12 protein-coding genes are annotated in these 14,054 nt (G+C 42.1%); 8 read left to right on the top strand and 4 right to left on the bottom strand.

The window, feature by feature from the left end:
* Positions 1-59: 59 nt before the first annotated feature.
* Both PDL71_RS02300 and PDL71_RS02295 read right to left on the bottom strand, forming a co-directional pair.
* A complete protein-coding gene (locus PDL71_RS02300; protein ID WP_407524748.1) occupies positions 60-3,179 on the bottom strand; it encodes a VPS10 domain-containing protein in 3,120 nt (1,039 codons plus the stop codon).
* Between the two features lie 107 nt (positions 3,180-3,286).
* On the bottom strand, positions 3,287-3,463 hold the full coding sequence (locus tag PDL71_RS02295) for a hypothetical protein (protein WP_407524746.1): 177 nt from the start codon (positions 3,461-3,463) through the stop codon (positions 3,287-3,289).
* 243 nt (positions 3,464-3,706) lie between these two features.
* On the opposite strand from PDL71_RS02295, the gene PDL71_RS02290 reads away from it, so the two are divergent.
* The 4 genes from PDL71_RS02290 to PDL71_RS02275 all read left to right on the top strand — a co-directional run bounded on the left by PDL71_RS02290 (position 3,707) and on the right by PDL71_RS02275 (position 7,672).
* Entirely contained in the window at positions 3,707-4,336 is a 630-nt protein-coding gene (locus PDL71_RS02290; protein WP_407524744.1) for a YceI family protein, read from the top strand.
* Between the two features lie 224 nt (positions 4,337-4,560).
* Positions 4,561-5,757, top strand: a complete 1,197-nt coding sequence (locus PDL71_RS02285; protein ID WP_407524742.1) for a DegT/DnrJ/EryC1/StrS family aminotransferase — start codon at positions 4,561-4,563, stop codon at positions 5,755-5,757.
* A 108-nt stretch (positions 5,758-5,865) separates the two neighbouring features.
* Positions 5,866-6,591 carry a 3-deoxy-manno-octulosonate cytidylyltransferase gene (kdsB, locus tag PDL71_RS02280; protein ID WP_407524740.1) on the top strand — a complete coding sequence of 242 codons (726 nt, stop codon included), beginning with the start codon at positions 5,866-5,868 and terminating at the stop codon, positions 6,589-6,591.
* Positions 6,584-7,672, top strand: a complete 1,089-nt coding sequence (locus PDL71_RS02275; protein WP_407524738.1) for an iron-containing alcohol dehydrogenase family protein — start codon at positions 6,584-6,586, stop codon at positions 7,670-7,672. Before kdsB ends, PDL71_RS02275 begins: the two co-directional genes overlap by 8 nt.
* A gap of 34 nt (positions 7,673-7,706) precedes the next feature.
* On the opposite strand, the gene PDL71_RS02270 is transcribed toward PDL71_RS02275, so the two are convergent.
* Positions 7,707-9,620: a prolyl oligopeptidase family serine peptidase gene (locus tag PDL71_RS02270; protein WP_407524736.1), complete on the bottom strand. Its 1,914-nt coding sequence runs from the start codon at positions 9,618-9,620 to the stop codon at positions 7,707-7,709.
* A 95-nt stretch (positions 9,621-9,715) separates the two neighbouring features.
* Here PDL71_RS02270 and PDL71_RS02265 point away from each other — a divergent pair, with 95 nt between their 5' ends.
* Positions 9,716-11,122 (top strand): N-acetylmuramoyl-L-alanine amidase, encoded by a 1,407-nt coding sequence (locus tag PDL71_RS02265; RefSeq protein ID WP_407524734.1) that lies wholly within the window; start codon positions 9,716-9,718, stop codon positions 11,120-11,122.
* 65 nt (positions 11,123-11,187) lie between these two features.
* Here the strand turns inward: PDL71_RS02265 and PDL71_RS02260 are convergent, their stop codons facing one another.
* On the bottom strand, positions 11,188-11,655 hold the full coding sequence (locus tag PDL71_RS02260; RefSeq protein WP_407524732.1) for a DUF4920 domain-containing protein: 468 nt from the start codon (positions 11,653-11,655) through the stop codon (positions 11,188-11,190).
* A 135-nt stretch (positions 11,656-11,790) separates the two neighbouring features.
* Here PDL71_RS02260 and PDL71_RS02255 point away from each other — a divergent pair, with 135 nt between their 5' ends.
* The 3 genes from PDL71_RS02255 to PDL71_RS02245 all read left to right on the top strand — a co-directional run bounded on the left by PDL71_RS02255 (position 11,791) and on the right by PDL71_RS02245 (position 14,024).
* Positions 11,791-12,123, top strand: coding sequence for a hypothetical protein (locus PDL71_RS02255; protein ID WP_407524730.1), 333 nt, complete (start codon positions 11,791-11,793; stop codon positions 12,121-12,123).
* On the top strand, positions 12,062-13,096 hold the full coding sequence (gene recA, locus PDL71_RS02250; RefSeq protein WP_407524728.1) for a recombinase RecA: 1,035 nt from the start codon (positions 12,062-12,064) through the stop codon (positions 13,094-13,096). The genes PDL71_RS02255 and recA overlap by 62 nt, the downstream gene beginning before the upstream one ends.
* A gap of 415 nt (positions 13,097-13,511) precedes the next feature.
* A complete protein-coding gene (locus tag PDL71_RS02245) occupies positions 13,512-14,024 on the top strand; it encodes a GNAT family N-acetyltransferase (RefSeq protein WP_407524726.1) in 513 nt (170 codons plus the stop codon).
* The last annotated feature ends 30 nt before the right edge of the window (positions 14,025-14,054 follow it).

The following is a 14,054-nucleotide window of genomic DNA, read 5'->3' as shown; positions in this document are numbered from 1 at the left end:
GAGCCGCTGCAATCTGCAGCGGCTCTCCTTTACTCTTTTTACTCTTTCTAACTCCTTGCTCAGTCCTTAAACAACTTCACCGGCATACTCTCCACCAGCTTTCTGTACGCCGCCCATTTCGTAGTCATAAATTCATTAATTCGGGTTACACTTTCATTCACGGCTGTTTCTGCTTCACTCATCAAACGTTCCGTTTGTGCAGTAGGCGCAGCGAGTTTGTTACCAATCTCACCACGTGCATTGAATAAAATGCTTTGTGTAGTGATATCAGCAAAACGGGTAATGCCCTGCCTGTTTTCTGCACTGCGGCCGCTGATGCTTTCACGGATCTTCTTGATTTCATCACGGATCTTCTTGGCTTCATTACGCAAGCTATCAGCTTCTTTACCTTCCACACCACGCAACTGTGCATCCATCTTTGTTAAGGTTTCTTCGGCATCTGCAATTTTATCCAATGCTGCAGTTAACTTATCGGCGATTGCCTGCCATCTGTCAGCCATTTTCTTTTTGGCCTCATAAACTTCTTTCGTCATAGGTGCTCGTGGGTCGCCTTCCACTTTAATCATCGTAGAGTCACTGGCTTTACCCAATGTTACTACCATTTTATAAGTGCCGGGATAAACAGGCCATCCGCCACCTTGCTCTGCAGCACCGGGTCTTGGTTTAGGACTGCCGGGCTGGCGGCTTCCTTTGGTATCAAAGTTCCAGTACATACGGTTAAAGCCACTATCAGCTTTTACTTTGAACGAACGGAGTTGCTTACCTGCTTCATCAAATATTTTCACCATGGCACTATCTGCTTTTGCTTTGCTGGTATCTGCCGCATGATTTACAAAGAAGGAAACCATGGCACCTCTTCTCCTGTTTTCACCTTCATACAAACCCCAGGTGCTCCACTCATAACCGGGTGCGTTACGGTAATTGGCCTGGTAAGCAGTTGGAGCATCAAACACTTTTATTTTATTCGCCTGGCTGGCGCCGTTAGCTTTGGCTACAGCACGCAGCGGACGGATATCATCCAAAATCCACAAGGCACGACCAAACGTTGCAATAGCTAAATCAGCTTCACGCTCTTGAATAGCTAAGTCATAAGTTGATACAGAAGGATAACCGTTTTTCCATTGCTGAAAACTTTTGGCATTGTCAAAGCTCACCCACAGTCCATGTTCTGTGCCTACAAAAATCAAATTGGGTTCTGCAGGATCCTGGATCATACACAATGCATAACCTTTCAATCCTTTATTCGCTAAAATATTTTCCCATGTCTTTCCAAAATCTTTTGTGCGGAAAATAGTAATGGCAAAATCACCACGACGGTAATCATTGCTTACTACAAATGCTTCGCCTTCATTGTAGCGACTGGCATGTACCTGTGTAATCCACGCACCGGTGTTCATACCTGTGATCTTACCACGGAAGTTGGTCCATGTTTTACCGCCATCCTGTGTGAGCTGCACATTGCCATCATCCGTACCCACCCAAATCACATTGCGGTTGAGAGCAGAAGGTGCAATAGCAAGAATCGTTGTATGATTTTCAGCGCCTGTAATATCCAATGTTAAGCCGCCAGTTTCTTCTTTTTGATAGTCCGGATTGTTGGTCGTTAAATCAGGAGAAATGATTTCCCATGTTGTACCACGGTCCTTACTTCTATGTAAGAACTGACTGCCGTAATAAACGGTGTTCTTATCAAACGGATCGAGTGCAATACCACTGTTCCAGTTAAAGCGCATTTTCTTTCTTGCTTCAGGTGCCGGTGGACGGATAAACTCCTGTTGACCTGTTGTGATATTATAACGTCCCACACTTCCGCCCTGGCTCATGGCATACACCCATTTGCTGTCGTTAGGATCAGGCACTACATCAAAACCATCACCACCCCATAAACTTTCCCAATAATAGTTGCGGATACCGCCATCGATCCATGTATACGCAGGACCACGCCAGCTACCATTATCCTGCAAACCACCCATAACGTTGTAGGGAAGTTCATTATCAACATTGATATGATAGAACTGACCAAAAGGCAACTGCTCATCAAAGCGCCAGGTATAACCACGGTCTTTACTGATGCCAATACCTCCATCATTTCCTTCAATGATTAAGTTTTCATTGGTAGGATGAATCCACCATGCATGATGATCCGGGTGAATACCGTTATAAGGAATCAACGTTGTGAATGATTTACCGCCATCTTCACTTAATGTAACTGTGGAGTGAATATCATAAATGCGGTTTTCATTTTTGGGATCCACATAAATTTCATTATAGTAAAACGGACGATCTGTTACCTGTGCCGGATCACTGTTCACCAGCTTCCAGGTAAAACCACCGTCTTCACTTTTATAAAAACCATTTTTGGTGGCTTCTACTTTTGCATACACAATGTTTGGACGTGAAGGAGCAAATGCCAAACCGCAACGACCAATTGGATCTGCAGGCAGTCCATCTTCTTTGCTCAGCTTCTTCCAGTTTTTACCGCCATCAACAGTAATGTAAATTCCACCGCCGGGGCCACCGCTGTTAAAGTTCCATGGCTTGCGCTGGTGCTGCCACATATTGGCAATGAGTTTATTGGGATTGGAAGGATCCATGATGAGCTCTGCACAACCGCTGGTATCATTGGTGTAGAGAATACGCTCCCATGTTTCGCCGCCGTTGGTGGTTTTGTACACACCACGATCCGGATGAATACCATAAGGGTTACCGATAGCAGCTGCATACACGGTGTTGGGATTGGTGGGGTCGATGATGATGCGGTGGATGTTTCTTGTTTTTTCAAGACCCATGCGCTTCCATGTTTTACCACCGTCGAGGGTTTTAAAAATACCCTCACCTAAGTTCAAAGAGTTGCGGGGATTACCTTCGCCCGTGCCCACCCAGATTACAGAAGGATTGCTTTGCTGAACTTTCAGTGCACCAATGTTAATGAGCGGTTGCTCATCAAACAAAGGTTTCCAGTTAGCACCGCCATTATCTGTTTTCCAAACGCCGCCGCTGGCAGCGCCTACAAAAATGATTTCCGGATTCGAATAAATAGCATCAATGGCTGTAACACGTCCGCTCATACCGGCCGGGCCGATGTTGCGGGGTTTCATGTTTTTAAATTGTTCCAGCTTTACCTGTGCCTGTGCAGTAATGCTCATGCCGAGCAGGCACAACAGAAAGAGTCTTCTCATTACAATTGGTTTTAAGGCCATGAAGTTGAGAAAACCAAGGCGAGCCGCAAAATGTTTTTGATGGGTGGCGACAGCACGAAAGAAGCAGGAATAACTATAGCTGAATATTATTTCCGGTAGAATTCCGTCTCAATAATCTGCCGCCTGTGCTTGAGCTCAAACATTGCTACCATCGCCACTGCCTGCCAGAACTGCTGTGGCTGATGGGGGCTTTTAACGGTAGCTTTTTTTAACGAAGGTTTTTTAACGGCTCTTGAACCGGAAAGTACCTGTTTTGATTTCATGATGATAAGGTTGGTGGATGATGATGCAAAATTAAACGGTCCGGCAAGTTATCCTATCACACAAACTGGTGATTTTATACCAGGTACAACAGAAAGCATTGAGCCGGAAAACCGGTTTCAGTTGCGGTTTCCTGTTCAGACCCCGTTTTTTCCCGCTCAGGCAGTCGTTTAAATTTTTTTAACACCCTGATTGCATGTACGTACATATAATTCCGCATCTTTGCGTCCTAAATCAATTGAACAATGAAACAATTATTATTTGTGCTGATGGCCGGTGCCGGAATCGCTACCCTTTCAGCTTTCTTACCTCAACAAAAAAACACAGTTGTTGCTCCTGCAACACAAACTCCCACTAAATGGGTTTTAGACAAAAGTCATTCCAACCTCAAGTTCACAGTAACACATATGGTGGTTTCTGAAACTGAAGGTTCTTTCAAAATTTTTGACGGATCTATTGAGCATACCAAAGCAGATCTGAGTGATGCGAAGATCAACTTCAGCGTTGATATCAACTCTATCAATACAGACAATGAAAACCGTGACAAGCATTTAAAGAGCGATGATTTCTTTAATGCTGAAAAATTTCCAACAGCAACATTTGTTGGTAAATCATTCAAACCACTTGGTAATAACAAATATGAACTGGTAGGCGACCTTACCATTCGTGATGTAACCAAGAGCGTAAAGTTTGATGTAAAGTTTGGCGGTGTTGCTACCAGCACACGTGGTGATAAAGCCGGTTTTAAAGCTACAACTACCATCAATCGTTTTGACTACAACCTCAAATGGGACCGTGCTACAGAAGCCGGTGGACTGGTTGTGGGTAAAGAAGTGGAAGTAACTGTATTGCTTGAAATGAATAAAGCCAAGTAGTCTCACACAGAGGAAAGAAGAGAACACAGAGTAAATCCGAAAAGTACTGTTTTTCTCTGTGCACCCTGTGTCCTCTGTGTGCCTTTTTTCATACAGAGTAAGATGAAAGCACAGAGTGGGGCCAATTTGATTTCTAATGTCCTCTAATAAATAAATTCCTCAGAACTTTAATAAAGAGCCCCGCATTCAGGCGGGGCTCTTTATTTTTGCCGAAATTTTATTTTATGCCCGGATACGAATGGTTTGGCGCCGAAGAACGCAAAGAAGTAAATGATGTGCTGGAAACAGGCATCCTTATGCGTTATGGTTTTGATGCACAGCGCAAAGGCATGTGGAAGAGTAAGGAACTTGAAAAAGAGATATGCAGCTACTTCGGCTGTGAGTATGCACAACTGGTGAGCAGTGGTACAGCAGCGCTCACAACTGCAATGGCAGCACTCGGCATTGGTTATGGTGATGAAGTGATCATGCCTACGTTTACGTTTGTGGCAAGCTTTGAAGCGGTGTTATCCGTTGGTGCGATTCCTGTGCTCACAGATGTGGATGAAAGTTTAACGCTGGACCCCAAAGCAGTGGAACGTAACATCACTCCCAGAACAAAAATGATCATGCCCGTGCATATGTGCGGCAGCATGAGTTATATGGATGAACTCAAAGCCATCTGTCAAAAACACAATTTGATTTTACTGGAAGATGCGTGTCAAAGTATCGGCGGCACTTACAAAGGAAAACATTTGGGTACAATTGGCGATGCAGGGACCTTCAGTTTTGATTTTGTAAAGATTATGACCTGCGGTGAAGGTGGTGTGGTGATGACGAATAATAAAGATGTATTTATAAAAAGTGATGGCTACAGCGATCATGGTCATGATCATTTAGGTGTGGATCGTGGTGCTGATCTGCATCCGTTCATCGGTTATAACTTCAGAATATCTGAACTGCATGCGGCAGTTGGCCTGGCACAGATCAAACGCCTGGATAAAGTGCTGGAAGTACAACGCAGTCGTCATAAGCAATTAAAGAATGCATTGAGCGATGTTAATGGATTGAGTTTTAGAATTGTGCCCGATGAAAGCGGTGATACCTGTTCTTTCCTTTCGTTCTTTTTTGAAACAGAAGCACAAACGCAAAAATTTGTTGCATTGTGCAGTGAAGCAAAACTGCCCGGTATTTTTTATTGGTACAATAATAACTGGCATTACATCCGCAAGTGGGATCATTTGAAGAATGCTGTACTGCTGAATAAATTTCCGCCGGAGACGATTGAAAAAGTAAAACAGATCGTCAATGCACCATTCCCGCAGAGTGATGCCGTGATGAGCAGATGTGTGAGCACCCCCATCAATCTTGGTTGGACGGATGAACAATTTGCTGAGCGTTGTGCAAAGTTGAAAGAACTTGCAGCGGAAGCGGTGAAGTAAATTCATTTTTAAACACAGAGAGACGGAGTGCACAGAGGAAAAAGGAGAGGTGGCTTTGAATTTTATTACTTCGTGGTCTTAGTGCCTTAGCGGTTTAAAACTAATTGAATGAAGAAAATTGCCATGATACCGGCCCGTTATGCAGCCACTCGTTTTCCTGCAAAGCTCATGCAGCAGTTGCAGGGTAAAACTATTATCCGTCATACTTATGATAATACTGTTGCCACCGGTTTATTTAATGAAGTGATAGTGGTAACAGATAGCGATGTGATCTTTCATGAGATTATTTCTAATGGCGGCAAAGCGGTGATGAGTGTAAAGGAACATGAGAGCGGCAGCGACCGTATTGCAGAAGCAGCAGCCCATATGGATGTGGATGTGATTTTAAATATACAGGGCGATACACCGTTTGTAAAACGGGAGCCGCTTGAGAAACTGTTGAATGTATTTGAAGATGAACAGGTGCAGGTAGCATCACTCATGCAGGTGTTGGATCATCCGGAGCATATAGCTGACCCAAACTATGTAAAAGTAGCGGTGGATTTAAACATGAATTCACTGATGTTTTCCCGGAGTGTTGTTCCGTATCACCGTGATAAAAAGGTTACACCGGTTTATTATGAGCATATTGGTGTATATGCATTTCGTAAAGAAGCATTGATGCAATTTACCCAATGGGAAATGACACCATTAGAAGCGGCAGAAAAAATTGAATGTCTCCGTTATTTAGAACATGGTATTCCGTTGAAGATGGTGGTAACAGATTATATGGGTGTGGAGATTGATACACCGGAGGATATGGAAAAGGCGAACAACTATTTATCAAATGAATAATTCTTATATGCAGTTCCGCAATTTTAAAATGGTGGATTATGTGGTGTATGGTCGTGGTTGTTTTAACCAGTTAGATGAAATCATTGCACCGCATCGTAAAGCAGATGCACCCATGATTTTCTTAGTAGATCATTTTTTTGAAGGCAACCCATTGGCAAGCCGTGTGCCGTTGCGTGGCAATGATGAAATCATTTTTGCGGATGTTACATATGAACCAAAGACGACCTATGTAGATGCATTGGCCAATCAACTCAAAGAAAAATATGGCACAGTGAGCGGTGTTATTGGTATTGGTGGCGGTTCCACAATGGATCTGGCGAAAGCTGTTTCATTGATGATGAATAATAGCGGCTCAAGTGCAGATTATCAAGGCTGGGATTTAGTAAAACAGCCCGGTGTTTATAAAGTGGGCATTCCAACTTTGAGCGGCACCGGTGCTGAAGTGAGCAGAACAACAGTATTAACAGGCCCCACAAGAAAACTCGGAATGAATTCTGATTTTACACCATTCAATCAAATTGTATTAGACCCCGAGTTGTGCAAGAATGCGCCGGGCAATCAGCGTTTTTATACAGGAATGGATTGTTATATCCATTGCATTGAAAGTTTGGAAGGAACTTATTTAAATGAGTTCAGCAAAAGCTATGGTGAAAAAGCATTGGAACTTTGTCGTTATATCTTCCTGGAAAAAGATGTTTGGGATGATGAGTGTGATGATAAACTGATGATGGCTTCGTATGCAGGTGGTATGAGCATTGCGTATTCACAGGTGGGCGTGGCGCATGCAGTGAGTTATGGCTTGAGCTATTTGCTGGGCACCAAGCATGGTATCGGCAATTGTATTGTAATGAATCACCTCGAAGAATATTACCCAACAGGTGTAGCTGAATTTAAACGCATGGTGGAGAAAGGCGGTTATGAAATTCCGCAAGGCATCTGTAAAGGCTTGAGTGATGAACAATTTGAAACCATGATGAATGTATCACTCGGTATGAAACCGCTTTGGGAAAACGCCTTGGGAAAAGACTGGGAAAAAATTATGACGAGAGAGAAGCTGAGAGCTTTGTACGAAAAGTTATAATAAAAAGGCCGCTTCAAGTAAGCGGCCTTTTATTTTAATTCAACTTTCCTTTCGGTTCTTCTTTCTTCAGATACTTATCTAAGAACTTTAAGGTTTCATTCGCTGATTTGATTTGATTTTCTTTTTTCACAAATCCGTGTCCTTCATCAGGAAACAATACATACTCAACAGGTGTACCGTTCTTTTTGGCGCCTGCAACTATTTCATCACTTTCCACCTGCAACACACGTGGGTCATTAGCACCCTGCAATACCAATAAAGGCGTTTTGATTTTTTCTGTATTATACAAAGGTGAAATGTTTTTTAAACGAACGGAGTCAGCCGTGTTGGGATCACCCATTTCATCATATAATGCTTTACGGAAACTTTCCCAATAGGGAGGAATGCTTTTGAGTGTACGCATCCAGTTGGCCACACCAAATACATCAACGCCTACTGCAAACTCATTGGGGTATTGAATAATGCCGGCCAGGCTCATAAAGCCGCCATAGCTACCGCCGTAAATACCAATCTTAGCGGTATCAATATACTCCTGCTCTGCCAGCCACTTTTTACCCCACACACAATCTTTCAGATCCTTATCACCATGATTCTGATTGTCCATTTTATAAAATGCTTTGCCATAACCACTGCTGCCACGGTTGTTCACCGCAAGAATTGCATAACCGTGATTGACAAAATATTGAATAGAAGTGTTATAACCTGCACGGCTTTGTCCGCCGGGACCACCATGCACCCAGATCAATGCCGGTACTTTGTTGGAAGAAGATGCATTGTGGGGCTTGTAGTACACGGCCGGAATTTCCAACCCATCAAATGATTTAAACCGAACAATCTCAGCGTCCACCAAATCATCGCTGTTAATTTCAGGTGTAAGAGTTTTGGTGAGTTGTTTGAGTTCTTTCGTTTCCAGGTTGTAAAGAAATTTATTGGCGCTGCTGCGGTCGCTCACTACCGTTAAAAGCATTTTTGTTTCGCTGGGCGAAATTGTAACACCACCGATATAACCGTTTTCAAGCTTCGGCATTTCAATTTCTTTTCCACTTGCATGATCAAACAACAATACTTTATCTCTTGCATCTTCGTTGATACCAATTACATGATACTTTCCGTTTTCGCTGATGAACATATAATTCACATCCCAGTTGGTGCTGAAGAATTTTTCTTTGGTACCATCGGCCAGTTTGTATTTCACGATATAGGAAAAATCATTGCCTTCAGTGGTGATGTAATAGAGATATTCATCATTGAGTTCAAAGCCGGCGGCATTGTAGGTAGCATCACCCAAACTGTCAGTAGATAACTTTTTAGTGATTTTTGTTTGTGCATCAAATAAATACATTTCATTACGATCGGTTGTTACAGATCTTGTAAGAACAATATAACGTTCATTGTAAGAAATACTGTTCACATCCAGACCGCTGTCATTCTTATAAAGCATTTTAGGTGCCCAGTCGGATGTATCCATTTTGTACAGATCAAAAAACTGGGGGTTGCGTACGTTGCTTCCGTAATACATCGTTTTTTTATCCCTTGTCCAGCCATAGAAATTCGCTTTTTCTTTTTCACCGGGTGTTAAATCTTTTACTGTTCCTTCTGTCTTTTGTAAATAGATATGATCATTCTCATTACCACCCTTATCGGCACTGTATAAAAAATGATCCGTGCCCGGAACATAGTCAACAGCAAAAAAAGATTCAACGGTTGAATTGGTTTTAGCAGTCAATGAAGTATCGGCCAGGTTTAATTCATACACATTAAAGATTTTGCTCCGATTGCTGTTTACCAACACTTTGCTTTCGTCTTTGTTGAAAGAACCGCCACCAATACTTTCAGTTTGAAAGAACTGTTCAATGGTGTACTGTTTTACTTCCCGTGGAGCTTTGGTTTCGTTTTTACAGGCAGCCAGTACTACACTTGCTGCAAGGATGAATAAGAGTTTCCGCATAATGAAAAGTTTTTTTGAACGCAGAAGGTAGAAAAAGAAAAAGGTCTGTGCAAGCCGTTTGTAAAAATCATCTTATCTTAACCAAAACTGTTGGTATGAAGCTGCTTTTACCCTTTTTTCTTTTTTTACATCTTTCACTCCCTGCACAGGAACTAAACAGCGAAACCTACCGTGAGTTATTTCACTTTCAGCAACCGTTAACATCTAATCTGAGGCTGGTGCAAACAACCAATGTACATAGTACAGCCAGAACAGTTGTGGATAAAGATCAACCTGTGGAATACCGCTTTGCTCCACAGCAACTGCTGTTAAAAGACATTAGCCCGTTCTTATCTTTTTCCTGTGGTTGGGATGAAGTAGATGATGAAGCAGGTAACAGTCGCATCCGGATCCGTTTTTCAACAGACAAACGCAACTGGACAGATTGGAAAACCATTACTACTGATGAGCACTATGAAAAAACAAATTTCTCCTTTGTATCGCAACTCATGGAATTAGACCCTTCGTTCCGGTATTATGAGTTGAATATTAGCAGCAATCTCCATAAAAAGGGAAACAGTATTCAGCAAATCTTTCTCAACTTTTTCAGTCCGGGTAAATCCATTGCTCCAGCCGGAAGAATAGCCAATAACAGCAACACAACTACGAACCGAACAACGGCCTGCAGTTTACCGCAACCTTCATTTGTAAACAGAGCAGGATGGGGTTGCACACAGGTGTGGAGTCCATCCACCACAACGGTTACACATTTAATAGTACATCATGCCGCAGGTACCAATAGTTCATCAGACTGGGGTGCGGTTGTATTAGCTATCTGGAACCAACATACCGGTACCAATGGTTATTCTGATATTGGTTATAACTGGCTGATAGCACCGAATGGTGTTTTATATGAAGGACGTTACCGAAGCAGTACTGATAATATAACAGGCGCTCACTTTTGCGGCACTAACGGTGGCACCATGGGTGTTTGCATGCTGGGTGATTATACAAATATTACCGTAACAACGGCTGCAAGAAACACCCTGGCACAATTACTTGCATGGAAAGCCTGTGAACGAAACATTAATGCACTTGCCACAGCTTTTCATGCAAACAGTAATCTAACACTCAATAATATTTCCGGTCATAGAGACGGGTGTGCCACGCAATGCCCGGGTAATACTTTTTATCCTGATTTGCCGGCCGTACGGATTGATGTAAACAACCTGATGAACGGAACTACTCCTGTAGCTTCAATTGAAGGGCTGGAAGAATTTTCAATCAGTCCCAATCCTGTTACACAAAGCGCCATTCTTCAATTGAAGTTGAATACGGTAAAAGAAGTTCAATACAGGATTGTAAGTGCAGATGGCAGAATCATTTATCAATCTGCCAAACAAAAAATCAATGGTGTGTGGCGGGAAGAGTTAAAAGCCTTGAACGGTGCAATACCGGCTGCTTATACATTACAATTGTGGGTAAATGATGAAATGACCAGCAGAAGCATCATCAAACAATAAAACATTAACCAATTAAAAAAACCGCTTTGTAATAAAGCGGGTTTTTTATAATAAAAAGTTGCTGATTATAATACCAATACTCCTTTAGCCACAAACTGTGTTTCTTTCTTGGGTTCTTTTATTTTTTCAATTTCTTCTTTACTCTTGCCGGCATCTTCTGCATAGTGCTTTTGTTGTTTTACACTTACTTCTTTTATCACGGCTTCACCTTCCAGCACCACTGTTTGTCCCACAATATTCTTAGGCATAAAAAAACCGTAGTTTTTAAACTTCACCATCAGGGTTTCACCATTGCCTTTATCTACTTTCATCCAGCAGCCTTTTTCCTGGCATACTTCTGTTACTTTACCTACTACTTTCCCTTCAAACTTATTATCAGCCGCCACTTTCTTTTCCATTTCAGTAATGGCAATTGTGTTTTCGTTGGTCGTACCTGCGCCATAGGTAACTCCTTTTTCAGCAGGTTTAGGACTTTGTGCAAAAGCGATGGTTCCCACAAAAAGAAGAATGGCAACATTTAAAAGATGCTTCATATAACAAATGTTTGATTGAACCACAAAGTTAAACGCTAAACAGTTGTGGACAACCGGATACTGTTAAAAATCTGCTGAAAGATGCAGTGCTGCTCACGGGCTGCCCCGCTTAGGCGTAAATGGCACGCTCTTGTTTTGCGTGCCATTGAAGACGGGCGGGGTACAGGTGCTGATAAAAAGACCAGAGGTGAAAGCCCCAATAAAACAAAAGAACAAGGCACAAGAATCGAGGCACAAGGTTCAGGCCCTGTACAATTTTTGGGCGAATGTGCCGGTCCAAAAAAGTTTTTGCTAAAAGATTTGGTTTATAAAAGTTTTAGTTTTAATCTTGCTAAACAAATTAGTTGCAAACAAAAACAAACCCGATATGGAAGAGCTATTAACTTTGGAGAAACCAAAGAAAACAATGAACAAAGACACAAGCAAGGAGAGCAACGAAAAACTCAAAGCGTTAAAGCTCACTATTGACAAGATTGATAAAGACTTCGGCAAGGGCAGTGTGATGATGATGAATGAAAAAGGTATTCATGAAATTGAAGTAGTGAGTACCGGTTCCATTGGATTAGATGTGGCGCTGGGAATTGGTGGTGTGCCCCGTGGCCGTATTGTAGAGATTTACGGACCTGAAAGCAGCGGTAAAACAACCATCGCTACACATATTATTGCAGAAGCACAAAAGAAAGGTGGTATCTGTGCCATCATTGATGCGGAGCATGCGTTTGACAGCAGCTATGCTCAAAAATTAGGTGTAGATGTAGATAATCTTTTGATTTCACAACCTGATTATGGTGAACAAGCTTTGGAAATTGCTGACCGTTTAATCTTAAGTGGTGCATTGGATGTGGTGGTAATTGACTCTGTGGCAGCGCTTGTACCAAAAGGTGAACTGGAAGGTGAAATGGGTGACAGTAAAATGGGCTTGCAGGCTCGCTTAATGAGCCAGGCCTTGCGTAAACTCACGGCTACGATTAATAAAACAAACACCATTTGCATTTTCATTAACCAGTTGCGTGAAAAAATCGGGGTGATGTTTGGTAACCCTGAAACCACCACCGGTGGTAATGCGTTGAAGTTTTATGCATCAGTACGTTTGGATATCCGCCGTATGAGCCAGATTAAAGATGGTGATGAGGCCGTTGGTAACCGTGTAAAAGTAAAAGTGGTGAAGAACAAAGTAGCACCTCCGTTTAAAGCTGCTGAGTTTGACATCATCTTTGGTGAAGGCATCAGCAAAACCGGTGAAATTATTGATATGGGTGTAGAACTGGGTATTGTGCAAAAGAGCGGAAGCTGGTTTAGTTATAATGGCGATAAATTGGGCCAGGGAAGAGAAGCAGTAAAAACATTGCTCACAGATAACCAGGGATTGGCCGATGAAATTGAAGGAAAGATCCGTGAAAAGATAAAAGAAATTCAAAGCGGTGCGGCTTCTGCATCGTAAACTTCGGGTTTGTTTGTAAGTATCAAAGCCGTTTCCTGCAAAGGGGCGGCTTTTTTCTTGGTAAAAACACTAGTAAACATACAGGTACTAATACCTGTTAAAATACATTGTTTTATCTATTACAAATTTTCATCTTTACACTCCCGTTTTGCAAAATGATGCAGGATGGGTATTAAATAAAATCTGAATTCCTTTGAACAAATCAATGATCCATTGTTCCATGAAAACAGATTCAAAATCCTGAAAAACAAATGTAAAATCTGAAATCCTTAAAAAATCTTTTCCATCCGAACCCTAATCTAAAACCTAAAAATGTATTTACCTTGATGGAAGAAATTTTACTCTGAAGAAAGCCCCGCAATTGCGGGGCTTTCTGTTTTAGGGAGGTTTACAAAAGGGCAACGTATTTTTAAGTATGCAAACAGTTTTACGATCATGGCTTTCTAAGGACCTGGAGCCATTAGTACAATTAGCAAATAACAAAAAGATATGGGACCAGGTAAGGGATTATTTCCCGCACCCTTATACTACAAAAGAGGCGAAAGAGTGGCTGGCGCTGAATGTTGGTATCACCCCCGCACTCAATTTTGTGATTGAAGCGGATGGGCAGTTTGCCGGCAGCATCGGTATGGTTCCCAAAACAGATGTGTACCGGAATAATATGGAAATCGGTTACTGGCTGGGCGAACCTTATTGGGGCAAAGGGATTGCTACAAAAGCCATTGCTTTAATGTGTGATGTTATTTGGAAAGGTTATCCGCATGTCAATCGTATTTATGCAGAAGTGTTTGAAACCAACAAGGCCAGCATGCGGGTGTTGGAAAAAAACGGATTTGAGATGGAATGCATCCGTAAAAAAGCAGTGATCAAAAACAATATGCTGCTGGATGATTATGTGTGGGTGAAATTCCGTTCATCAACTAGCTGATGATGCTGTTGTACTTTTCTGTAGCTTTCT

Source organism: Lacibacter sp. MH-610, from assembly GCF_045780045.1.
Taxonomy (GTDB): Bacteria; Bacteroidota; Bacteroidia; order Chitinophagales; family Chitinophagaceae; genus Lacibacter.
This window is presented reverse-complemented; position numbering and strand designations above follow the sequence as displayed.